Source organism: Ruegeria sp. BB6 (assembly GCF_056539385.1).
Genome location: NZ_JBQFUW010000001.1, coordinates 761,032 through 782,957, shown reverse-complemented (window position 1 = coordinate 782,957; position 21,926 = coordinate 761,032). Strand labels below are relative to the sequence as shown.

The following is a 21,926-nucleotide window of genomic DNA, read 5'->3' as shown; positions in this document are numbered from 1 at the left end:
CTCCGGGTCTTTTTTCTTTTCAAACCACGCTGCGTGAACTCTATTGCCACTTGGAAACCTGAGATGTGGAAGGAGAGATCATGCCGGTCCTGCGCGAAACGAATTTCACGGCAGAGGTGGTTTGGCTGGGTCACGTCCCCGCCGGTGACTCGATCCGCGCTCAGGCGGTTGGGTCTTTGCAACTGGATTTTTCCGGTGACGCGGGTGCGCGGCACGAAGGCGTCAATCGGGCCTCGTGTGTGCGGGTCAAAAACCTTTACCCGCAGGGGACCGAAATCCGCAATGTGCGCCAGCTTTCAGTGCTTTCTGCCGAAGAAATGGACGCAACGGCGGCAGAGATGGGGTTGAAGAATCTGGACCCGAGTTTTCTTGGGGTCAGTATCTTGCTGCGTGGTATTCCGGACTTCACGCATATCCCTCCATCCTCGCGCCTGCAGGGGCCAGACGGCGCAACGATCACTGTGGACATGGAGAATCGCCCCTGCGTCATTCCGGGGCGCGAAATCGAATCTGATCTTCCGGGACTTGGAGCCGCGTTCAAACCCGCCGCAGAAGGGCGTCGCGGCGTCACCGCGTGGGTGGAAAGGCCGGGAAAACTGAACCTTGGCGACAAGTTGAAGCTGTTTGTTCCCGATCAGCGATCATGGGCACCATAAACGCCGGGCGTTTCCGATTGAACGCTGTAAGGTTGACGCTACGCCGTTTCGCGGCGCGATTATGTCGGAATCCATATCCATTTACTTGGTACACAACGGTATGGATTGAGCAGCACCGGCCTTTTTGTGCTGGTTTGCACGGCATTCAATCAGGGATCTTGCCCAATGAGCTATAAATCCGACATCGAAATCGCTCGCGAAGCGAACAAAAAGCCGATCCAGGAAATCGGCGCCAAGCTGGGCATCTCCAGTGACGATCTGCTGCCCTATGGTCACGACAAGGCAAAGGTCAGCCAGGACTTCATCAACTCGGTCCAAGACCGCGAGGATGGCAAGCTGATCCTTGTCACCGCGATCAACCCGACCCCTGCGGGTGAAGGCAAAACCACTACGACCGTTGGTCTGGGCGACGGTCTAAACCGAATCGGCAAGAACGCGATGATCTGTATCCGCGAAGCCTCGCTTGGCCCGAACTTTGGCATGAAGGGGGGTGCCGCGGGTGGTGGTTACGCTCAGGTTGTTCCGATGGAGGAAATGAACCTGCACTTCACCGGCGACTTCCACGCCATCACCTCGGCCCACTCGCTGTTGTCGGCAATGATCGACAACCACATCTACTGGGGCAACGAATGCGACATCGACATCCGTCGCGTTGCATGGCGTCGCGTTGTTGACATGAACGATCGCGCGCTGCGTCAGATCACCGCCAGCTTGGGCGGCGTGTCGAACGGTTTCCCGCGTGAGGCTGGATTTGACATCACCGTGGCCTCTGAGGTTATGGCGATCCTGTGTCTGGCCAACGACCTGAAAGACCTGGAACAGCGTCTGGGCGACATCATCGTGGCCTATCGCCGCGACAAGACCCCGGTCTACTGCCGCGACATCAAAGCCGAAGGCGCAATGACCGTTCTGCTGAAAGACGCGATGCAGCCGAACCTGGTGCAGACGCTGGAAAACAACCCGGCCTTTGTTCACGGCGGTCCGTTTGCAAACATCGCACACGGCTGTAACTCGGTCATTGCGACCAAGACCGCTCTGAAAGTTGCCGACTATGTCGTGACCGAAGCCGGATTTGGTGCTGACCTGGGTGCCGAGAAGTTCATGAACATCAAGTGCCGCAAAGCAGGCATCGCGCCGTCAGCAGTGGTGCTGGTTGCCACGGTGCGCGCGATGAAGATGAACGGTGGCGTGGCCAAGGCCGATCTGGGTGCCGAAAACGTTGACGCGGTTCAGTCCGGGTGCGCCAACCTAGGCCGTCACATCGAAAACGTTAAGTCGTTCGGTGTTCCAGTCGTCGTCGCAATCAACCATTTCGTCACCGACACGGATGCCGAGGTTCAGGCCGTGAAAGATTATTGCGGCGAGCATGGTGTCGAGGCGATCCTGTCGCGTCACTGGGAGCTTGGTTCGGAAGGTTCCGCGCCACTGGCCGAAAAAGTTGTTGAAATCGTCGAAGGTGGTTCCGCAAACTTTGCGCCGATCTACCCTGATGAGATGCCTCTGTTCGAGAAGATCGAAACCATCGCCAAGCGCATCTATCGCGCGGACGAGGTTCTGGCCGACAACAAGATTCGCAACCAGCTTCGCGATTGGGAAGACGCAGGCTACGGCAACCTGCCGGTCTGCATGGCGAAAACGCAATACTCGTTCTCGACCGACCCGACGCTGCGCGGCGCGCCCAACGGCCACTCGGTCCCTGTGCGTGAGGTCCGCCTGTCCGCCGGTGCCGGCTTTATCGTGGTTGTCTGCGGTGAGATCATGACCATGCCCGGTCTGCCCCGCAAACCAGCCGCCGAAACCATCTGTCTTAACGACGCAGGTGAGATCGAGGGCTTGTTCTAAGCCCCCAAATGAGACATCTCGTGGTCCGGGGACATCCCCGGGCCATGAGGAGACGAACATGCCCACTCTGACACCGCCGCAAGACTGTCATTCGATGCAGGAACTGCGGACTCAGATCGACAAGCTGGACTTCCAACTGATCGAGATGTTGGTGACGCGCGCGGGGTATATCGATCGCGCTGCGCAACTGAAACCGGCCGAAGGACTGCCCGCTCGCATTCCAGATCGTGTCGAAGACGTGGTTCAGCGTGTGCGTGCAAGCTCGGATGATCTGGGCATGGACCCGGATCTGGCCGAGCAGATGTGGCGCATATTGATAGATTGGTCGATTGCACGTGAGGAACGTGTTCTCGGCGCTGACTGACCGGGCGTTTCAAGCGCCCGATCCGTTTTCAAGGAAGGGATGACAGGATGGTAGCCCAGGTTATTGACGGTAAGGCGTTTGCGGCAAAGGTCCGCGCGCAGGTGGCCGATCAGGTCGCAAAGCTGAAAGAGGAAAACGGCATCACGCCCGGTCTGGCGGTGGTTCTGGTGGGCGAAGACCCAGCCAGCCAGGTTTATGTCCGCTCGAAAGGTAAGCAGACTGTCGAGGTCGGCATGAACTCGTATGAGCATAAGCTGGACGTTGAGACCTCGGAAGAAGACCTGCTGGCGCTGATTGACAAGCTGAACAATGATCCGGCCGTCCACGGTATTCTGGTCCAGCTTCCGCTGCCCAAGCACCTGAACGAAGACCTTGTGATCAATTCGATTGACCCGGCCAAGGATGTGGATGGGTTCCATATCTCGAACGTGGGTCTGCTGGGCACGGGTCAGAAATCCATGGTGCCCTGTACGCCGCTGGGCTGCTTGATGATGCTGCGCGACTATCACGGTTCGCTGTCGGGCATGGATGCGGTCGTGATTGGCCGTTCCAACATCGTGGGCAAACCGATGGCGCAACTGCTTCTTGGCGATAGCTGCACCGTGACCATTGCGCATAGCCGCACCAAGGACTTGCCGGACGTCGTTCGCCGCGCCGACATCGTTGTTGCCGCCGTGGGCCGCCCCGAGATGGTGCCGGGCGACTGGATCAAGGAAGGCGCGACCGTCATCGATGTAGGCATCAACCGGATTGAGCGTGACGGCAAGAACAAGCTCGTTGGTGACGTGGACTATGCCAGCGCCGCCGAGCGTGCGGGCGCGATCACTCCGGTTCCGGGTGGTGTTGGCCCGATGACGATTGCGTGCCTGCTGGCCAATACGCTGACTGCCTGCTGCCGTGCCAATAGTCTGCCAGAGCCAGAGGGTTTGACGGCCTGAGCCGCGTATCTATCAGTTGCTGGATGAGTTTTCGGGCCGAAGCGTCTACTGCGTTTCGGCCCGTTTGTTTCGTCTAAGAGATAGACCTGTAGGCGCGGCCAGTTACATCGGGTATTCCTCTCTGGTTTCAGTGGTAGATGGCGCTGTCTGCGGCACTGAAACGCAAGATGGCAGAGATTAATACAGAAGGGGGTACGCGGTGCGGACGGCACAGTCTCCAAACCGTTGGTATGGCGTCTTGGATAGCTATCGCGGCATCGGGACCATATGCGGGTGATCGCCCGTCAAAATAGCCATCGCATTTTTGTCCATCAATTCATCCAAAACCACGTCGGAACTGTAAAGGCCGCCTGTATAGGTTCCATAAGCGGGCAGGATGAGGCGCTTGCCGTCGAACAAAAAGGCCGGGCGCGTTATTGATCGCCCTTTGACCCGAAGCCGCGCCTTGGGATGGTAGTGGCCCGAGATTTCGGCCTGTGAGTCTGGTTGGGCGATGTGCCGGAAAGTCACCAAGCCAAGCACGTAATCGGACAGATGCGCTCCGCCAAGGTTGACCGGGCCGGGGTCATGGTTCCCTTCGATCCATATCCATCGGCGTCCGGCCTGAAGCGTTGAGATTTGCATCGTGTCTGCTGCGTCCAGACCGCTCAGCGCATCCAAATCGTCAAAACTGTCGCCCAGACAGATAACGGTCTCTGCGCCGGTCTTTGAAATATCCGCTGACAACCGGGCTAGGGTGTCCTGGCTTTCATAGGGTGGCAGGTACGGGCCTCCACGACGCGCAATCCGTTCGGACTTACCAAGATGCAGGTCGGAAACGCAGAGAAGGCGCTGTTCTGGCCACCACAACGCACCCGATCCCATTGCGCACAGGTTTTGACCGGCAAAGGAAAACGTCAACTCGTTCATGGAACGTTCTTTGCGGTTTTCGACTCGCAACGCAAGAGGGATTACATCGGCTCCAAGCCTGCGGTCTGCAGCAGACGGTCACTTTCTTCTTGCAGCAATCGTTCCTCTGCAGCCCCTTTGACGGGCACTTTTCCAACCTCAAGAAACAGTGGTGCGGCAAGCGGCGAAACCCGTTCCAGCCGTATAAGGTCGATACGATCGCCAATGCGTTCGATCATCGCTTCGATCCGCCCGAAATCGACCAGCCCGCGCATCGCCTCCTCTCGTGTGATCTGCATCAAAAGGTGGTCGGGATCGTATTTCAGCAGCGTGTCGTACAATATGTCCGACGAGAACGTTGCCTGCCGTCCGCTTTTGCGCTGACCACCGGTATTGCGTTCGATCAGACCGGCAATCGTGGCCGACGCTCGGAAGGTTCGTTTCATTACAGCATTGCCAGCCAGCCAAGTGTCCAACCCTTCGCGCAGCGCGTCCAGTTGGAACAAGGGGCGGGGGTCGGTAACGGCGTCCAGCCCCCAGATCAGGGTCGCATAATCCGTGGCTACAAAGCCCAAAGGGGCAAGCCCGGTTTCTTCCATCCGTTTTGTCAGCAGCAATCCCAACGTTTGCTGTGCATTTCGACCCGCAAAGCCATAGACGCAAAGATGCTGACGCCCTTCATTGGGAAAACTCTCGATCAGCAGGCGGTCGCGTTGTGGAAGCCGAGAGATTTGCCGCTGCAAGGCCAGCCAATCCGCCGTATGAGAAGGGAGCTGCGGCCATTCGTCTTGGGCAAACATGCGCAGGATACGGTCGCTCAACTGCGTGGACGTGGCAAACTTGGTTCCGGAAAACGTGGCGATCTTTGGTTTTCGGTCCGCGCGGCGGCTCACTTCGACCGTCATTTCGCGCAACCCTTCATACCGCACGATCTGACCACCGATCAGGAAGGTATCTCCGGGTGTTAGCGAGGCGGCAAAGGCTTCTTCTACTTCCCCCAACGGTTTGCCGCCCCGGTTACGCTTGAGGCGCACCTTCAGCGTGTCGGAATCCTGAATTGTGCCCAGATTCATGCGAATACGCTGGGCAGCACGCGGGTCGCGAAGCTGCCAGCGCCCGTCGGGTCTTTGCTGCAGCCGCTGCCAACGGTCATAGGCGCGCAAGGCGTAGCCGCCCGTGGCGCAGAACTCTAGACATGCGTCGAATTCTGCGCGGCGAAGGTGCGCGTATGGTCCGGCGGCGGCCAATTCGGTGAACAGTGCATCGGCGTCGAACGGGCCAGAGGCTGCGGCAATCAGAATGTGCTGACACAATACGTCCCGAGGGCCAGCTCCGCGCGGCTCACCGTCCAGATCATTCGCTTTGGCAGCTTCAAGAGCGGCGACGCATTCCACCACCTCAAACCTGTTCGCCGGGACAAGCAAAGCCTTGGAGGGGGCGTTGTAGCGGTGATTGGCGCGCCCGATCCGTTGCACCAGCCGCTTGACGTTCTTGGGGGCTCCGATTTGGATCACCAGATCGACATCGCCCCAGTCGATCCCCAAGTCCAAGCTTCCGGTGCAAACAATCGCTCGCAGATCGCCGCGCACCATTGCTGCCTCGACCCGTTCACGCTGTTGCCGATCAAGGCTGCCGTGGTGAATGCCAATCGGCAAGGCGTCTTCGTTGGCCAGCCACAGGTTGTGAAAGAAAATCTCGGCCTGTGCGCGCGTGTTGTGAAAGATCAGCGTCGTCTTGTGTTGTTTGATCTGCTCCAACACGGCCGGGATGGAATAGGCCGCGCCGCCGCCAGACCAGGGAGGCATCTCTTGCGTTTCAAGCATCCGGATATCGGGGTCAGCCCCGGGGTCGGCCTGAACGACAGGGCAGGGGTCCGGGTGGCGAGCCAGAAAGCGAGCAATAGCCTCTGGGTCTTCGACCGTTGCAGACAGACCCACACGGCGCAGATCGGGGCAGATACTTTGCAAATGCGCCAAGGCCAACATCAGTTGATCGCCGCGTTTGCTTTCGGCCAGTGCGTGGATTTCGTCGACGATGACCCTTTGAACACCTTGGAACATCCTTGGCGCGTCTTCATAGGATGTCAGCAGGGCCAGGCTTTCAGGCGTAGTGAGCAGAATATGCGGAGGGTCGACGCGTTGACGCTTTTTCTGCGTGGCCGATGTGTCGCCTGTGCGGTCCTCGATACGGATAGGCAGGCCGATCTCATCAGCCGGTCCGCGCAGGTTGCGGCGAATGTCTGCGGCCAATGCCTTGAGTGGCGAGACGTAGATCGTGTGCAACCCGGTGTGATCCCCAGTGGCGAGATCGGACAGGGTGGGCAAGAACCCGGCCATCGTTTTACCGCCACCCGTGGGCGCGATGAGCAACGCAGCCGGGTCTTGGGCGCGGTCGAACATCTCTTGCTGATGTGGATGGATGAACCAGCCTTTGGCGGTAAACCAGTCGGTGATCCGGGCGGGAATCTGCGTCATAGTCGCAGACTACCCGGCCCGTCACGGAAATGGCACGGCGTTATTTAACGATCTGTTCGTCCTTGACGAACATGTTGGCCCAGGCGCGATCGATCAGGTCGGGGCTCATCTGATAGGGGATGCCCTCGAATTCGCAGATCGAGATCATCTGGTCGATCAGGAAGATGGGTTGATAGTTCGCGTAGATATTGTTGATGGTCGGGTACTTGACCTTCAGCAAATGAACCAGAGCGGCTTCGTCCAACGGCATGCCACGTTTGCGGGCGACCATCGCGAAGATTTTCAGGAAGTTCTCTTGGTTTGGACCGTCAATCTTGATCTTGAAGAAGATCCGGCGCAGGGCCGCTTGGTCGAAGATTTCGTTCGGGTGGAAGTTGGTCGAGAAGATGACCAGCGTGTCGAAAGGAACCTCGAATTTCTCACCGGACTGCAGTCCGAGGATGTCTTTGCTTTCCTCCAGCGGAACAATCCAACGGTTGATCAACGCCTGCGGCGGTTCCTGCTGACGGCCAAGGTCATCCACGATGAAGATGCCGCCGGTCGATTTCAACTGCAGCGGAGCCTGATACGTCCGCGCGGTTGGGTTATAAACCAAGTCCAGCATGTTGAGCGAAAGCTCACCCCCTGTAACCACGGTTGGGCGTTCACATTGGACATAGCGTGTGTCGAACCGCTTGCGACGGCGCAGGCTGTTGGGGTCGTCCGCTTCCTGTTCGATCGCGGTGTGAACGATCGGGTCATAAACCGTGATAACCTGCCCGGCATACTCGATGGCGCGGGGAACGTAGACGTTGTCCCCAAGCGCATCCCGAATCCCGTTTGAAATCGAAGACTTACCATTGCCCGGAGGACCATACATCAGGATGGACCGGCCCGCGCTGACGGCGGGGCCGAGATGGTCCAGAAGGCTGTCGGGCAAAACCAGATGCCCCATCGCCCCGGTGAGCTGGTCACGGGTGACTTGAATGTTGCGGATGGACTGGCGCTTGACCTGCTCACGATAGACATCCAGCGGCACAGGCATGGCCCCGAAATACTCGGACTGGCTGAGCGCGTCCAGCGCACGCGCCTTGCCCGCGTCGGTTAGCTGATACCCCATTTCATTGCCGCTGTTGGCGTTCAGCGTACCGGTAGCCTCAAGCAATTTCTGTTCGCGCGCAATGTCGATCAGTTCCTGGGTCACCGATCCGGGCAGGCAAATGGCTTCTGCCACCTCGGACACGGTATCAACGTTCTTGCGAAAAATCGTCTTCAGCAGAATGTCCCGCATCATGACGATGGGTAGCTGCATCTCTCCCAACCCCTTTGGGGTGGGGGGGGCCATTACCGAAGTCGTCTGCATATTCATGAGCGTCGCCCGTCTTATCCAGTATTCACGCCGCATGCCCATTGTTGGGCCGCTTGCGAAAAATCTGGTCCTGCTTTGTGTCATCACCAAGGCAGGGAAAAGGCGGACTGATGATAGTTTACGACCCGTAAACAGTTCCTAGTATCAGGTAGATGGCCAGACTTCCGCCGAGCGAAAAGCCCATGGGGAATTGCTTGGGCCTGTTCCAGCTTTCCCAATCCGGTGCGATTGCTCTTAGGGCGGTGTTCTTGGCCAACCTGTGGGTCACAAATGCGGCAAGCGTCGTGGACATCAGGATCATCGCCATCGCCATGTAGTCACCCGCCCATACAAAAGCTGACGCGGCGGCCAGAAATTTGGCGTCTCCGGCCCCCATGACGCCAGCGGCATTCAGCAAAATGCCTAAGACCAGCACCACGACGATATGCAGCAATTGCCAAAGATAAGGGGGCAACGAGACGGTGAATGGACCAACACGCCCCATGGTCCAATCTGTTGACCAAGGGGAGAGTGCGAATAGACCCACGACTACAAAAACCAAGGCCAGTGCGATGACCGCGTGGTTCTTGATCAGCATGTCGCGCATATCCGTATAGGCAACGTAAAAGCAGATCGGCAGAACGAACGGCAAAAACCAGCCCGCTGCCAAAGCGGGAATGGTCATGAATCAGGCTTCCTCAAGCGCACGCAGCGAGCGCACGGCTTCTTCAAAATGCTGAGGATGCGTGGCGATCGCTTCGCGGAACAGGTTCTTGGCCGTGGTCACATCACCTTGCTTGACCGCAGAAATGCCCATTGTATTCAAAAGCATGGCGCGTTCGACCTGCGTCAAGGGCACGACAGGCATGCTGTAGTTGCCTTGAGCAGCCCGCGCTAGTACCAGATTGTTCTTCGCCGTGAACAGGGACTTATCCTGGCGGATAGCTTCGGTGAACAGGCGCTCGGCTTCTTCGTATTCGCCGCGGGACAACTTAGAGTAACCCCAGTTGTTCATGACGCCGCCGGGTCGTGTCGTAAGACCGACCGCTGTTTCATAGAAATGATCCGCGCGCTTCCAGTCTTTTTTGGAATCGGCAACGACGGCCTCAAGGCGATAGCGTTTGAAGCTTTCGTAAGTCGGAGGGATCGAGTCCAGAACGACCTTTGCCTGATTCCAGTCGCCGGACCGCACGAGGGCGTCTGCATACTCGATCTTGTCGACGTTCCCAGCCCCCTTCATGGTCGTCACTTTCTTCCATGCTGCGGCTGCTTCGGTGGTGCGTTTGGCGCGAGACAGGGAAATTGCCAGCCCCCGCTGAAGGTCGATCCGGCCCGGGTTCTTGGCCGCTGCGCCCTGGAAATACGTGACGGCTTCATTCGGGTCGGCCGCGGTCAGCAGAACTTCGTTCAGGTTTGTTTCGTCGATGACGTTCACTTCTTGAAACGTCTTTTCGACCTTTTCTTCCTCGGTTTCTTTGGCGCAGGCAGTCAGGGCCAGCCCGCAGACAACCATTGCCGGAATCAAGAATTGTTGGCGCATTTTGCGTCCCTTACTGCTCTTGCCTATGTTACCGGAGCTTGCGCAGCTTGAATTGCCCGTCGCCTTGTTGCTCCAGCGTGTATTCTTGTTCTTCTGGTGTAGTATTAACGGGATTTTCCATTTTTGCGAGGGCTAAGCGAAGATTGTCGCGAATTGCGTCACTTTCGCCATTGTCCAAGGCGAAGGCGCGTCGGAAAACTTGCGCGGCCTCTGGGTATTCGCCTTTCTCAACAAGGATAACGCCTAGATTGTTCCAGGCCACAGGCCATTCAGGTTGGTCCGCGACGGCCCGGCGAAGCAGGGTTTCGGCTGGTCCTAGTTGTCGAAGGCCAAGGTTTGCGGTGCCCATGCCCGCCATTATTTCCGGTGTCATGCCCTGATCCAGTGCGGCGCGCGCAAATGAATCCAGCGCCAAGTCGTATTCTCCGGCCACCAACAGACGGTTTCCAACAACCAGGGGATCTTCGACCTGCCCGTTCGGGTCGATTCCCGGAGGGTCCAGTTGATCCGAAAGGCTGGTTTCCGTGCAAGAGGCCACCATGGTGAAAACCATAGCGGCCTGAAATGCGCGGCGAATCCCGATACGGACACGCCTGCTTATTGGTATCATAGGGTTATACGCCCCCTGCGTTGCCACCTGCGAAATCGGCGATGCCTTTTGCCGAAGGTCCGACCAGAATGACCAGCAACGGCGGCACCGTCAGCATCATTGTGGCAAGTGTCATTTTCGTTGGCAACTTGTTAGCGGCTTCCTCAGCGCGCATCACGCGTTTATCTCGCATTTCGCTGGCATAAACCCGCAGAGCTTCGGCGATGGACGTCCCGAATGTTGCAGACTGGATCATCACGGTCACGAACGAATTGACATCCTGTGCGCCGCAGCGGGTTCCAAAGTCACGGAGAACCGTATCCTTGTCCTTACCAGCCTTGAGTTCATACGCAACAACCTCGAATTCCTGCGCGATGTCTGGGTACGAGGCTTTCATTTCTGCTGCGACCCGAACAATAGCCTGATCCAGTGATTGCCCTGCCTCAACACAGACCAACATCAAGTCCAGAGTATCCGGGAACCCGGCGATAATCGCTTCTTCTCGTTCGGCAACCCGCCGGGTAACCCAGTATCGCGGCAGATAGTAGGCCGCTGCAGCTGGAATAATGACGCGAGTCGCCATCTGCGATGAAGTGAACTCCTGATCTCCGGCGAAAACGGTGACCAGCATGACGCCGATCAGGATGCCGACGATTCCCAGTGCGAATTGCGCAAAGTGGAAAAACCGCACTGCATCTTTTGAGTGATACCCGGCCTGGCGCAGCTTGAGCTGCATGGCCGAAAGCTCCTCTTGGTTTTGCGGCTCAAGGAAAGTGGCAAATTTTTCAAGCTGCTCGTTGCGGCTGGCGGTGCGCAGCTTGTCGCGTTTCTCCTTCTTGCTCTTTTTCGGAGCTGCGTTCGAGCGCTGCAGTTTTTTCAGAGGATCCTCTGGCTGATTGATCATCAGCGGCACCGCAACCAGGATCATAAAGACCCCCAGCACGCCGACGACGATCAATGGGCCGAATTCACCCAGGTTGTCTTTCAGCAGGTCGTTGATTTGGGTCAGGAATTCCATGATGCTTACCTCAGACCTTGATGTTGGTGAGAATGCGCATGACGATCAGGTTCAGCGTCAGCATGATGCCAACAAAGAAGCACCCCGGAATGAACCACGGATGATCCAGAACTTCGTCATAGTACCCCGGATCCTTGACCAGGATGAAAAGCAGGCAAAACACGGGAAAACCCGAAAGGAATTTGCCTGACCATTTCGCTTCGGCGGTGATTGCCTTGACGCGACGGAACAGTCGGAAACGAGCGCGGATCACCTGAGCCAGACCTGCCAGAATCTCGGCAAGGTTCCCGCCGGATTGCTGCTGGATACCCACGGCGACCGACAAGAAGCGCAAGTCTTGCATATCCAGACGCTCGGCCAGATCCTTCAGCGCCTCACCAACGTCGCGCCCGTAGGCACATTCGTCAGCAATAACGCCGAACTCAGTGGCCAGAGGATCTTGGACTTCGTTGGCGACAATCTGGATCGTCGAAACAAAAGGATTGCCAACGCGCAGGGACCGCACCATCAGTTCCACCGCATCAGGCAGTTGTTCTTCAAGCAGCGCCATGCGCTTGGAAGCCTTGTGGTTTATCCAGGCGTAAACACCCCCGACGCCAATGGCGATTGAGATAGCCACACGCAGATACGTCTCTGTCGCGGTGCCGATGCTTAGCCCCACAAATGCGAAAGCAGACACAAGCACCATCACCATGATCAACTGATGAGGCGAGAACGCAATCGCGGCTTTCTGAGCTTTGTCAGCCAACAACGAGTAGAGCGGGATGCTCTGAGTTTTCATGTGCTGCTGCATTTCCTTACGCAGCTGCTCAAGAACCTGTTCCCGCCCAACGCCTTTGTCCAGCATGTCGAGACGACGGTTGACCCGGCTGTTCAGGCTGATGGACTTGCCAAAAGCCACAAGGTAGATACCTTCGACCAGCGCCAGTACGGCGACGAAGATAACGACATAGATAAGAGCCTCTACAGGCAGTTGCATATCAGGGTCTCCTTACATCGTCGTGGGTTCATAGATGGACGGGGGCAGATCAAAACCCCACAAACGGAAGCGTTCCGAATAGTGGCTACGGACGCCTGTTGCGGTGAAGTGGCCGATGATCTTGTTGTCTGGAGTCAATCCAACACGTTGAAATTTAAAGATTTCCTGCATGGAGATGACGTCACCTTCCATGCCGGTTATTTCGGTGATCGAGGTCATCCGGCGCGAACCGTCCTGCAGACGGCTTGCCTGGACGATCAGGTTCACAGCGGATGAAATCTGACTGCGAACGGCTTTGATCGGCATTTCGATACCGGCCATCGCGATCATGTTTTCAAGTCGCGAGATACCGTCCCGCGCCGAGTTCGCGTGGATCGTGGTCATCGACCCGTCGTGGCCGGTGTTCATGGCCTGCAGCATGTCGATCACTTCGGCACCACGTGTCTCGCCCACGATGATGCGGTCGGGGCGCATACGCAGAGCGTTTTTCAGACAATCACGAGGGCTGACCTCGCCTTTACCTTCCACGTTCGGCGGGCGGCTTTCCATCCGGCCCACATGGGTCTGCTGCAGCTGAAGTTCCGCCGTATCCTCGATGGTCAGGATGCGCTCGGCGTCGTCGATAAAGCTGGACAGGGCGTTCAGCGTCGTCGTTTTACCGGAACCTGTACCGCCTGAGACGATGACATTCAGCCTGGTTGAAACAGCAGCCTGCAAATAGGCGGCCATTTCTTCTGTGAACGCGCCGAAATTGACAAGATCGTCAATCCCCAGCTTGTCCTTTTTGAACTTACGAATGGAAACCAGAGAGCCATCGACGGCAATCGGAGGAACCATTGCGTTGAAACGCGAACCGTCTGCCAGACGAGCGTCAACATACGGGTTGGATTCATCAACACGACGGCCCACAGCGGACACGATCTTGTCGATAATCCGCATCAGGTGCTTTTCATCTTTGAATGTGATGTCGCTGATTTCCAGCTTGCCCGAGCGTTCAACAAATATCTGCTGAGGTCCGTTCACCAGGATATCGTTTACCGTATCGTCCTGCAGCAATGTCTCCAAGGGGCCGAGGCCTGTGACTTCGTCGTACAGTTCCTTGTTAAGCTGCGATCTGTCCTCGCGGTTCAGAACGATGTTCTTGGTTTCCAGAACCTCGCTGGCGATCGCGCTGATTTCCGCGCGTAGCTCTGCCTCGCCCGCGCTTTCCAAGGCCGCAAGGTTCAGGTTTTCCAGAAGCTCGCGGTGCAGTTCAATCTTGATTTCACCGAGCCGCTCTTTGCGTTTACGTTCCCGATCGGAGGCGGCAGGTTCAGCAGCCTTCTTTTTCAAAGGCCGACGGATGACGGCATTGGCCGCAGATGCCGTGTCAGCAACCGGTGCGGGTGCTGCGGCGGGCGCTTTTTCGGCTGTTTGAACCGGCTGCGCTTCGGGCTGTTTTTTGTATCTTGAAAACACGACTGCTCCCCCTTTTGGGACTATGTTACGCGGCCTCGGCGTTGCTGCTGCCCAGGCTGTGTAGCGATTTCGCAAGCTTCGCAATTTCACGACGCAGCGGGTTCTTGGCGGCAGAGTTGGCCAGCGGCAGACCGTGGTCGCCACTTTGCATTACGGGTTTTCCACCATCCGGCAACAGCAGGTCGATAGAGATTCCAAGGCTCTCGCCCATGCGCTTGACCCGGCTTTTTCCGTTTAGGTCTGTGAACTTAGGCGCACGGTTCAGCGCGAAGCGCAGCTTGTTGAACGGCAACTCCTCGGCTTGCAGAGCGCGCTTCAAGCGCAGAGCGTTCTGGGCCGACCGCATGTCCAATTCGATCAGCGCAAAATACACGTGCGCCGCTTGCAAAACGGTTTCCGACCACTGAACGACGGTCGTCGGCATGTCGACCACCACGTAGTCGAAGTGTTTGCGCGCCGTTTCAATTACGCGCTGAATGTCTTCGGGTGTGATCAGGTCCAGTGGAACCATGTCGGAAGGAGCCGTCAGAACCTGCAGCTTGTCTTCATACGTCTGAAGGGCTTGCGAGAATACGTCGTCGTCCATCGACGCTGTGTCTGACAGCATTTCAAAGACGGTTTCGTGGCGCGGCATGTCCAGATAAGTCGAAACGGTGCCATATTGCAGATCCAGGTCGATCAAACAGACAGAGGGCGCCTCTTTCTCCGATATGGTGGCCAGCTCCCATGCCAGGTTAACCGCCATCGTGGTTGATCCGACGCCACCGGCCAGGCCGTGGACCACGAACAATGCCCCTTCTTTCGATTCGCCGGTGGCAAGCGACACGGCGGCTTCCTGCGCGACAACGACAGGGTCCGGCTTGTTCATCCGTGCGATCGCTTCCTGCAATTCACCTTCGGGTAGAGGGTAGGGGACAAACTCATCCGCGCCCTTCCGCAAAAGCTTATGCAAAGAGGCCGGCGTGACATCTTCGGCAATCAGAACAACCTTGATCAGTTTTTCCTTGGCCTGTGTGATGATCTCGCTCATCAAAGTGAGGTTGTCTTCGTCCTCGCCATCGATGGCCAGCGCGACGAATTCCAGATTGTCAGCTTCGGGTTGGCCAAAAAACGCCAACGCCTCGGCAAAACCCAGATCGCCCCAACGCTCGCCCAGAGCGGCTTCCATGTCTTCGATCAACAGATCGAAGTTCTGGACATCACGGCTGATCGTGCAGGCCAGAATGGCGGTGTTGTCATCTTGCGTTGCGGCGCTTGTCATTAACACAATCCTCGTCGAGAGGGCAGCCAACCTTGCGAACCGAGTCGGTCCGGTCAGGCTTGCTGTTGCCCTGTTGCGACCTTATCCGGTCGCAGTTCACCCAATTGTTGAAAATGTGGCTTGGAACTTAGGCAAGAATTAGGCGCAAAAGAACCAATTGTTGGGAATTGGGCGACGATGTCGCCCAATTCAAAAGATTATTCAGCGATGTCTGTCGCGTCTACATCGGTGATGTAGCTCAGGTTGGTCGCGCTCTCGACATACTCGCGATAGATGACTTCTGCGTACTTGCCATCCAGCAGCTGAGGCGCGCGATCCACAAAGCCCGAAACCTCTGTAACCGTACGACGGTTACGGCGATCTCGGTCAGGTGTGTTGATCAGTGGTCGAGTTTTACCAAACGAAACAACAGCTTCCAGGCGTGACCGCGAGATTCCCTGACGTGTCAGGAAGGCAACCGCGGCGTCAGCGCGACGCTGGCCCAGGCTTTGGTTATAAGCCTGAGATCCAACGGCATCCGTGTGGCCGTAAACGCGGAAACGCGCTTCGGGGAACTGTTTGATCCAGTCGGCCTGTCTCAGCAGGACGCGCTGTGCACCTGCATCCAACTGCGCACTGTCAAAGGCAAAGTTGATCTGCGTTGGTACTTCGGCTGCGAACCTGCGGCCCAGGATCTGGGCATATGTCAATTCGCCAGTCATGACTTGCGAATTGTTCAGGGTCGCGTTCCCGAACGCGCCTTGGTCAACTTCGTATCCGGCCTCACGCGTACATGCGGCGACAGCGACCGAAAGACCCAGTGTGATGATCCACTTCTGCATTGGTCCTATCCTCCTAATCATTCCAGCACGTAGCCGTATGAGCTACCGAAGTCTTGCTTGGCGACTTCAGACGCACCACCGGAACCCACACGTTCGGTTCTTGCGGTCCGGCCGTTGATGAACAGGTCGAATTCGCTAGGCGGCTTGACCCGATCAGTTGGCAGTGCAAGCGCTTCGCCACGAGTCGGCGACACCAGATGTGCTGTGACGATGACGACCAGTTCGGTCTGCTGACGCTGATATTCGGCACTGCGGAACAGTGCGCCGAGTACGGGGACGTCACCCAACCATGGCACCTGATTGTTCAGGTCCGCGAAGTCGTCTTGAATCAGACCCGCGATGGCAAAGCTTTCGCCGTCACGCAGTTCGACCGTTGTCTTGGTCCTACGAGCGATGAACGAAGGGACGTTGTTGCCCGCAATCGTAAAGTCCGAGTTACCGTCGATAGCCGAAACAGATGTACCCATTTCAAGGTTGATCAGATCTCCGTCCACGACACGCGGCGTAAAGATGACCTGAACACCAAATGCCCGATACTCGATTGCGATGTTACCGTCATCGGCCGGAACCGGAATTGGAACTTCGCCACCAGCCAGGAACTCAGCTTCTTGCCCGGACAGGGCAGACAGGTTGGGTTCCGCAAGACTGCGCGCCAGCCCTTTGGCCTCAAGCGCTTCGAGCAGCAAGCGAACTTGGGTCGAACCTGCGCCAAAGCCAAACAGGATGGCACCTGTGTTCGTCTGCTGAATGGGAATGTTGTTGTTCAACGCGTTAGCCAGCGAGGCGGCGTTGTTCAGAGTGTTGAAACCACCCGTTACATCACTGCCGCCGAAGCCCAGCGATGCAGTCAGGCTTTTCGCGATCGAACGGCTCATCTCGGCAAAGCGAACTTTCAGCATGACCTGCTGAACGCCGCCAACCGACATCAGGTTTGAAACACGCTCAGGCGCGTAACGTTCTGCCAGTTCCAGAGCACGGGCCAGTTTTGCCGAGCTGGAAACAGTACCTGACAGCACGATTCCGTCATTCGCCGTGCGTACTTCGATTACTTCGCTTGGCAAAATCTGCCGCAACCGCTCTTTAAACTCCGAAACATCCGGAGAAACGCGCACGCGAACGTTGGCGAGCAAGTTGCCAGCCGCGTCAAACAGCGTAAGAGTGGTCAAGCCGGGAGCTTTACCCAAAACATAAATAGTGCGGTCCGACAGCGACGAAATATCAGCAATACCTGCGTTGGCAATGCTGAGTTCGGCGAACGGTTCCTCACTCTCTACGACAATCGCGCGGTTCATCGGGACATCAAGCGTTTCAGCCGTACCCTTCTTAACCACGCGCAAATTCTGAGCCCAGGCGGCGTCGCCGACAGAACTCATTACTAGCGCCAACCCGAGAAGGGTCGCGCTGATCCAGGAATGTATTTTCATGTGACCTGCCTCTCCGATCACGCCTCGTTATAGGTCTAGTGCCTTATGCCTGTTAACACTGCGCGACTTGAGAATTTATTGCAATAATCAATGGTTTCTGGAATTTTCCTTATGTGGATAATGCGCAACATCCAAAACGACACGAGCCGCGCGATCTGCGCGGCTCGTGCATGTAAATCTCTGATAAAACGTCAGTTTGTGCAGGGAATCACGGTTTTTACGATCTCAGCTCCACGCCGTGTGTTCACGGTGCAAACTTCTTCTTCCACCTTAACCTGCGCTGGCGCCGATTCTTTGATGCCCAACAGTTTTCTCTGGTCTACTTCAACCGCGCTTGCCACCGTTTCATCCTGAACTCCGACCAGGGCCAGCGACAGGCGACCGGTGTTTTGGGCCTGAGCCAGGGCCGCGATCTGTTCCGGCGTCGCGGCAACGGTCACGGTGCGGGCGATTGTTGCGCCTGTCAGGTCCGAACCTGCCTTTTGGTCTACCGCGATCAGTTCGATGTTTGTTTGAATCAGGCGCGTGATTTCACCACTGTTTCCGGCGATCGCACCGCTCAGAGATCCAGTCCAGTAAACATCGACATTGTCACCGGGACGCAGGAACCCTGATACACCCGACGCGACGTCGACGCTGATTGCAAATGCGCGCTTTCCTTTTTCAATGCGTGACGTCAGGCCGGCGGACTCGCCGGGCTTGGTGACCTTGACGTCCATCAACGCCTCGTCTTTTTCCATGGTTCTCAGGACAAAACGGTCACCCTTTCCGTCTTCTGGAAACAATTCCGCCATTGCCAGATAGGTGCCTTCAGGAATTGCATCCTCGGGCCATTGCACGATGCGCACGTCATCCTGCGCCAGACGTTCACCGTATTTCAGCGAACGGTTGGAAACAATTACGCCAACGGTCGCAACCGTGCTGACATTTGCCAACGCTTCCTGCGCGGCCAAACGCTCTGCCGCGAGTTGGGCCTGATATTGGGATATGTAGTCACGCGCCATGTAAACGGCACCTCCGGCCAAAGCCAACCCGAATATTAAGACAAGTCCAAATACTGCACGCATGCGCGTTCCCTCGCATTCAAGTTTTCTATTGGATCGCCGTAGGGAATACGACGTCGCCTAGCTACTGATTAAAAGTCAATTGTGTCGAAAAGGGGGACAATCTTAAATTTTTTTCCCCGTCCGTGTATTTTGTTTCTCGCTTTTCGAACTTCAGCACTAGCCGCCGTAGTCAAACACGATCTCCTGAACTTCTATCTCGGACAATGCGTTTCCGGTTTGGGTGTCCACGTGTTGAATCCCGGCTGAGAAATTCACAAACACTAGGGTTCCGAACCCTACCAGACCAGCAGTGAGCATTACCCAGTCAATAGTGACCGCGCCATATTCACACGCCGCGAAATTTTTAAACCAATTCGTGCTGGACATTTCGTTTCACCACTTTGCGAAAAAGAAAGGGCCACAACTCATAAGAGTGCGGCCCCCTCAGAAAATTGCGAGACGCTAAATTACTTCGGAGTAATTGCGGTCTGCGGAGTAGCAACAGTCACGCTGCTCAGCGAAGTCTCAACAGTGTTTGCCAGTTCGTTGGTACCGTTACCAACCTGAGTGTATGCAACGGCTGCCAGGCCAACTACGGCTGCGGTCAGAACAACCCAGTCAACCGTTACAGCGCCGTCTTCGTCTTTGCGGAAGTTCTTGATGAACTTGATCATGTTACGTCCCTCCTAAAGGATCAAAAAGTAAATTAAACCGCGGCGTATTTCAGAGCTTCGTCTCTCAGTCCGCTCCCGACCGTCTCGGTATGGCATTATGTTTGACTGCCGTGCGTGGCAGGAATTGGGCCAAAACCATTTTTTTTACGCCGAAGATTAACTTTCCGGTAATTTTTCTTTTAACTACCTGAAATAAAATGGAAAAAAATTCAAAATTAGTTGAGGCGACCCATTTGCCCGATGCAAAATTGCGCCAAATGAGGCGAAAATGCCCCATTTCCTGTGGTTTTTCTGGTTTTGCGAGCGGTTCTGGGGTTCAAATCAACAAAAATATAAAAGCATGAGGCGGGCAAAATGAATCTTAGGGACGCAATACTCTGCGTCGGTGTCGTGGCTGCGTTGTTTTTCGGCCCTGCACCCGTTGCTGCGCAATCCGCAGAACCAAGAGGCGTTTACAAGAGAGTCAAAGCGCCAAAGCCGGGAACGCGACCCAAGATCACGGTTCAAATCTCGCCCGAAGAACATGCCACTGCTCCTTCTGCCCCAAGCACCGGGACAGAAATAGCAGTTCCCGAGATTATCGCGCGAACCCGCGTCGCGCCCCCCAGCCTGCCGGGAGGGGCAGCAAAGCCCACCGGCTCCTACAAGGCGTTCTGGGAAAAGATCTCGCCCGACTTGGCCCGATCTGGTGCCGGGCGTCTGGATGACGCGATAAATGCACTGGCTGCGATCAATGTTGCCTCGCCACGATTGCAGACACTTCAGAACATTGCGCAGCAACAGGGGATTGAGATTCTTCGCTCTACAGTGGGCACGAATGTTTCGCCGGCTTTGGTGCTGGCTGTGATTTCAGTGGAATCAGCGGGCCGTTCGGATGCGGTTAGTTCCGCTGGCGCGCAGGGGCTGATGCAGTTGATGCCTGCGACGGCCAAGCGATTTGGCGTGAAAGACAGCTTCCACCCGGGCCAAAACATATCTGGCGGAGTAAAATACCTGAATTGGCTGATGGAGGAGTTCGGGAATGATCCCATCCTCGTTCTTGCCGGATACAACGCGGGCGAAGGGGCTGTGCGGAAACACGGTGGTGTTCCACCTTATTCCGAGACGCGCAACTACGTTCCCAAGGTGCTGGCCGCGTTTCAAATAGCCCGGGCTTTGTGTTCCACGCCGCCTCAGCTGATCTCGGACGGGTGCGTGTTCCAGACGCAGAACTAAAAAGGCCCACCGTTCTGGTGGGCCTTTCCCTTGATGCCTATCAGTTGACGATGGTGGCTTCGGTTGCGCTCCGAATTTCGTCTTCTGTGACGCCCTCAGCGATCTCGACAATCTTCAGGCCGCCTTCCGCGACGTCCAGAACGCCCAGATTGGTGATAATCCGATTCACCACCTTCTTGCCGGTCAGCGGCAGGGTGCACTTTTTCAGCAGCTTGGACTTGCCGTGTTTGTTGGTGTGATCCATCACCACGATCACGCGGCCAACGCCAGCCACAAGGTCCATCGCACCGCCCATGCCTTTGACCAGCACGCCGGGGATCATCCAGTTGGCCAGATCGCCTTCTTCATCGACCTCCATCGCGCCCAGAACGGCGGCGGCGATCTTGCCGCCCCGGATCATGGCGAACGAGGTCGCGCTGTCGAAGTAAGACGTGCGGGACAGTTCGGTGATCGTCTGCTTGCCCGCGTTGATCAGGTCGGGGTCTTCCTCGCCCTCGAACGGGAAGGGGCCCATGCCCAGCATGCCGTTTTCGGATTGCAGCGTGATGTCCTTGTCACCGACATAGTTTGCCACCAGCGTCGGAATGCCGATGCCGAGGTTTACATACATGCCGTCTTCCAGCTCTTGCGCAGCGCGGGCGGCCATCTGATTACGGTCCCAGGGCATTATGCGTCCTCCTTCTTGCGCGTGGTGCGCTGTTCGATGCGCTTTTCGTGGGTGCCCTGAATGATACGGTGCACATAGATGCCGGGCAGGTGGATGCTGTCGGGGTCCAGCGAGCCACGGGGAACGATTTCCTCAACTTCGGCCACACAGACCTTGCCGCAAGTCGCGGCGGGGACGTTAAAGTTGCGCGCGGTTTTGCGGAAGATCAGGTTGCCGGTATCGTCGGCCTTCCATGCCTTGACGATGGCGAGGTCGGCGAAGATGCCTTCCTCCATGATGTAGGTCTCGCCGTTGAAGTCTTTGTGTTCCTTCCCTTCGGCGATCACGGTGCCCACACCTGTCTTGGTATAGAAGCCGGGGATACCAGCACCACCGGCGCGCATCCGCTCGGCCAGAGTGCCTTGCGGGTTGAACTCCAGTTCCAGCTCTCCGGCCAGGTACTGACGCATGAATTCCGCGTTTTCGCCGACGTAAGAGCTGATCATCTTCTTGACCTGCTTGGTTTGCAGCAAGATGCCGATGCCGAAATCATCAACGCCTGCATTATTCGAGGCAAATGTCAGGTCCTGAGCGCCGGATTCCTTGATCGCTTCGAGCAGCAGCTCGGGAATGCCGCACAGACCAAACCCGCCCGCTGCAATCAGCATGCCGTCCGACAACACGCCATCAAGCGCTTCGGTGGCATTGGCATAGACTTTTTTCATGAAGAAACTCCCCCAATGACATGGTGATGGGCAGGTTGTGC

At 56.7% G+C, this 21,926-nt stretch carries 22 protein-coding genes; 5 read left to right on the top strand and 17 right to left on the bottom strand.

Annotated elements, in window-relative coordinates:
- Nucleotides 1-80 precede the first annotated feature (80 nt).
- The 4 genes from ACR0B7_RS03840 (at nt 81) to folD (ending at nt 3,800) form a co-directional block, all read left to right on the top strand.
- On the top strand, nt 81-656 hold the full coding sequence (locus ACR0B7_RS03840) for an MOSC domain-containing protein (RefSeq protein ID WP_170484525.1): 576 nt from the start codon (nt 81-83) through the stop codon (nt 654-656).
- 165 nt (nt 657-821) lie between these two features.
- Nucleotides 822-2,498 (top strand): formate--tetrahydrofolate ligase, encoded by a 1,677-nt coding sequence (locus tag ACR0B7_RS03835; RefSeq protein ID WP_170386278.1) that lies wholly within the window; start codon nt 822-824, stop codon nt 2,496-2,498.
- 58 nt (nt 2,499-2,556) lie between these two features.
- Nucleotides 2,557-2,862: a chorismate mutase gene (locus ACR0B7_RS03830; RefSeq protein WP_170386281.1), complete on the top strand. Its 306-nt coding sequence runs from the start codon at nt 2,557-2,559 to the stop codon at nt 2,860-2,862.
- Nucleotides 2,863-2,909: 47 nt separating this feature from the next.
- Nucleotides 2,910-3,800 carry a bifunctional methylenetetrahydrofolate dehydrogenase/methenyltetrahydrofolate cyclohydrolase FolD gene (gene folD / locus ACR0B7_RS03825; protein WP_170386284.1) on the top strand — a complete coding sequence of 297 codons (891 nt, stop codon included), beginning with the start codon at nt 2,910-2,912 and terminating at the stop codon, nt 3,798-3,800.
- Between the two features lie 246 nt (nt 3,801-4,046).
- Here folD and pdeM read toward each other — a convergent pair whose 3' ends face one another.
- The 15 genes from pdeM to ACR0B7_RS03750 form a co-directional block, all read right to left on the bottom strand.
- Nucleotides 4,047-4,709, bottom strand: coding sequence for a ligase-associated DNA damage response endonuclease PdeM (gene pdeM / locus ACR0B7_RS03820; RefSeq protein ID WP_170570060.1), 663 nt, complete (start codon nt 4,707-4,709; stop codon nt 4,047-4,049).
- Nucleotides 4,710-4,750: 41 nt separating this feature from the next.
- A complete protein-coding gene (locus ACR0B7_RS03815; RefSeq protein WP_170484529.1) occupies nt 4,751-7,162 on the bottom strand; it encodes a ligase-associated DNA damage response DEXH box helicase in 2,412 nt (803 codons plus the stop codon).
- A gap of 40 nt (nt 7,163-7,202) precedes the next feature.
- Entirely contained in the window at nt 7,203-8,510 is a 1,308-nt protein-coding gene (locus tag ACR0B7_RS03810; protein WP_170484532.1) for an ATPase, read from the bottom strand.
- Nucleotides 8,511-8,628: 118 nt separating this feature from the next.
- Entirely contained in the window at nt 8,629-9,174 is a 546-nt protein-coding gene (locus ACR0B7_RS03805; RefSeq protein WP_170484534.1) for a prepilin peptidase, read from the bottom strand.
- 3 nt (nt 9,175-9,177) lie between these two features.
- Entirely contained in the window at nt 9,178-10,029 is an 852-nt protein-coding gene (locus ACR0B7_RS03800) for a tetratricopeptide repeat protein (RefSeq protein WP_170484536.1), read from the bottom strand.
- 28 nt (nt 10,030-10,057) lie between these two features.
- Entirely contained in the window at nt 10,058-10,639 is a 582-nt protein-coding gene (locus ACR0B7_RS03795) for a tetratricopeptide repeat protein (RefSeq protein WP_480680932.1), read from the bottom strand.
- 4 nt (nt 10,640-10,643) lie between these two features.
- Entirely contained in the window at nt 10,644-11,636 is a 993-nt protein-coding gene (locus ACR0B7_RS03790; protein ID WP_170484538.1) for a type II secretion system F family protein, read from the bottom strand.
- A 10-nt stretch (nt 11,637-11,646) separates the two neighbouring features.
- Complete coding sequence (locus ACR0B7_RS03785; protein ID WP_170484540.1) at nt 11,647-12,615, bottom strand: type II secretion system F family protein; 969 nt, start codon at nt 12,613-12,615, stop codon at nt 11,647-11,649.
- Between the two features lie 12 nt (nt 12,616-12,627).
- Complete coding sequence (locus tag ACR0B7_RS03780; RefSeq protein WP_170484542.1) at nt 12,628-14,073, bottom strand: TadA family conjugal transfer-associated ATPase; 1,446 nt, start codon at nt 14,071-14,073, stop codon at nt 12,628-12,630.
- A 25-nt stretch (nt 14,074-14,098) separates the two neighbouring features.
- A complete protein-coding gene (locus tag ACR0B7_RS03775) occupies nt 14,099-15,334 on the bottom strand; it encodes an AAA family ATPase (RefSeq protein WP_170484544.1) in 1,236 nt (411 codons plus the stop codon).
- Nucleotides 15,335-15,531: 197 nt separating this feature from the next.
- The gene (locus ACR0B7_RS03770; protein ID WP_170484546.1) at nt 15,532-16,155 is read right to left on the bottom strand and encodes an OmpA family protein; all 624 of its coding nucleotides are present in this window, start codon (nt 16,153-16,155) and stop codon (nt 15,532-15,534) included.
- Nucleotides 16,156-16,172: 17 nt separating this feature from the next.
- Entirely contained in the window at nt 16,173-17,579 is a 1,407-nt protein-coding gene (locus ACR0B7_RS03765) for a type II and III secretion system protein family protein (protein WP_170484548.1), read from the bottom strand.
- A gap of 191 nt (nt 17,580-17,770) precedes the next feature.
- A complete protein-coding gene (gene cpaB, locus ACR0B7_RS03760) occupies nt 17,771-18,646 on the bottom strand; it encodes a Flp pilus assembly protein CpaB (RefSeq protein ID WP_170484550.1) in 876 nt (291 codons plus the stop codon).
- A gap of 156 nt (nt 18,647-18,802) precedes the next feature.
- The gene (locus ACR0B7_RS03755) at nt 18,803-19,012 is read right to left on the bottom strand and encodes a hypothetical protein (protein ID WP_170484552.1); all 210 of its coding nucleotides are present in this window, start codon (nt 19,010-19,012) and stop codon (nt 18,803-18,805) included.
- Between the two features lie 80 nt (nt 19,013-19,092).
- The gene (locus ACR0B7_RS03750; protein WP_170484554.1) at nt 19,093-19,299 is read right to left on the bottom strand and encodes a hypothetical protein; all 207 of its coding nucleotides are present in this window, start codon (nt 19,297-19,299) and stop codon (nt 19,093-19,095) included.
- A 354-nt stretch (nt 19,300-19,653) separates the two neighbouring features.
- Between ACR0B7_RS03750 and ACR0B7_RS03745 the strand changes: the two genes are divergently transcribed.
- Nucleotides 19,654-20,514, top strand: a complete 861-nt coding sequence (locus tag ACR0B7_RS03745; RefSeq protein ID WP_170386331.1) for a lytic transglycosylase domain-containing protein — start codon at nt 19,654-19,656, stop codon at nt 20,512-20,514.
- A 40-nt stretch (nt 20,515-20,554) separates the two neighbouring features.
- Here ACR0B7_RS03745 and ACR0B7_RS03740 read toward each other — a convergent pair whose 3' ends face one another.
- Nucleotides 20,555-21,181, bottom strand: coding sequence for a CoA transferase subunit B (locus ACR0B7_RS03740; protein WP_170484556.1), 627 nt, complete (start codon nt 21,179-21,181; stop codon nt 20,555-20,557).
- On the bottom strand, nt 21,181-21,885 hold the full coding sequence (locus ACR0B7_RS03735; RefSeq protein ID WP_170386337.1) for a CoA transferase subunit A: 705 nt from the start codon (nt 21,883-21,885) through the stop codon (nt 21,181-21,183). The genes ACR0B7_RS03740 and ACR0B7_RS03735 overlap by 1 nt, the downstream gene beginning before the upstream one ends.
- Nucleotides 21,886-21,926: the final 41 nt, after the last annotated feature.

Coding starts and splice junctions, on each gene's coding strand:
- ACR0B7_RS03840 (WP_170484525.1), top strand. CDS start 81: ATGCCGGTCCTGCGCGAAACGAATTTCACGGCAGAGGTGGTTTGGCTG.
- ACR0B7_RS03835 (WP_170386278.1), top strand. CDS start 822: ATGAGCTATAAATCCGACATCGAAATCGCTCGCGAAGCGAACAAAAAG.
- ACR0B7_RS03830 (WP_170386281.1), top strand. CDS start 2,557: ATGCCCACTCTGACACCGCCGCAAGACTGTCATTCGATGCAGGAACTG.
- folD (WP_170386284.1), top strand. CDS start 2,910: ATGGTAGCCCAGGTTATTGACGGTAAGGCGTTTGCGGCAAAGGTCCGC.
- pdeM (WP_170570060.1), bottom strand. CDS start 4,709: ATGAACGAGTTGACGTTTTCCTTTGCCGGTCAAAACCTGTGCGCAATG.
- ACR0B7_RS03815 (WP_170484529.1), bottom strand. CDS start 7,162: ATGACGCAGATTCCCGCCCGGATCACCGACTGGTTTACCGCCAAAGGC.
- ACR0B7_RS03810 (WP_170484532.1), bottom strand. CDS start 8,510: ATGAATATGCAGACGACTTCGGTAATGGCCCCCCCCACCCCAAAGGGG.
- ACR0B7_RS03805 (WP_170484534.1), bottom strand. CDS start 9,174: ATGACCATTCCCGCTTTGGCAGCGGGCTGGTTTTTGCCGTTCGTTCTG.
- ACR0B7_RS03800 (WP_170484536.1), bottom strand. CDS start 10,029: ATGCGCCAACAATTCTTGATTCCGGCAATGGTTGTCTGCGGGCTGGCC.
- ACR0B7_RS03795 (WP_480680932.1), bottom strand. CDS start 10,639: ATGATACCAATAAGCAGGCGTGTCCGTATCGGGATTCGCCGCGCATTT.
- ACR0B7_RS03790 (WP_170484538.1), bottom strand. CDS start 11,636: ATGGAATTCCTGACCCAAATCAACGACCTGCTGAAAGACAACCTGGGT.
- ACR0B7_RS03785 (WP_170484540.1), bottom strand. CDS start 12,615: ATGCAACTGCCTGTAGAGGCTCTTATCTATGTCGTTATCTTCGTCGCC.
- ACR0B7_RS03775 (WP_170484544.1), bottom strand. CDS start 15,334: ATGACAAGCGCCGCAACGCAAGATGACAACACCGCCATTCTGGCCTGC.
- ACR0B7_RS03770 (WP_170484546.1), bottom strand. CDS start 16,155: ATGCAGAAGTGGATCATCACACTGGGTCTTTCGGTCGCTGTCGCCGCA.
- ACR0B7_RS03765 (WP_170484548.1), bottom strand. CDS start 17,579: ATGAAAATACATTCCTGGATCAGCGCGACCCTTCTCGGGTTGGCGCTA.
- cpaB (WP_170484550.1), bottom strand. CDS start 18,646: ATGCGTGCAGTATTTGGACTTGTCTTAATATTCGGGTTGGCTTTGGCC.
- ACR0B7_RS03755 (WP_170484552.1), bottom strand. CDS start 19,012: ATGTCCAGCACGAATTGGTTTAAAAATTTCGCGGCGTGTGAATATGGC.
- ACR0B7_RS03750 (WP_170484554.1), bottom strand. CDS start 19,299: ATGATCAAGTTCATCAAGAACTTCCGCAAAGACGAAGACGGCGCTGTA.
- ACR0B7_RS03745 (WP_170386331.1), top strand. CDS start 19,654: ATGAATCTTAGGGACGCAATACTCTGCGTCGGTGTCGTGGCTGCGTTG.
- ACR0B7_RS03740 (WP_170484556.1), bottom strand. CDS start 21,181: ATGCCCTGGGACCGTAATCAGATGGCCGCCCGCGCTGCGCAAGAGCTG.
- ACR0B7_RS03735 (WP_170386337.1), bottom strand. CDS start 21,885: ATGAAAAAAGTCTATGCCAATGCCACCGAAGCGCTTGATGGCGTGTTG.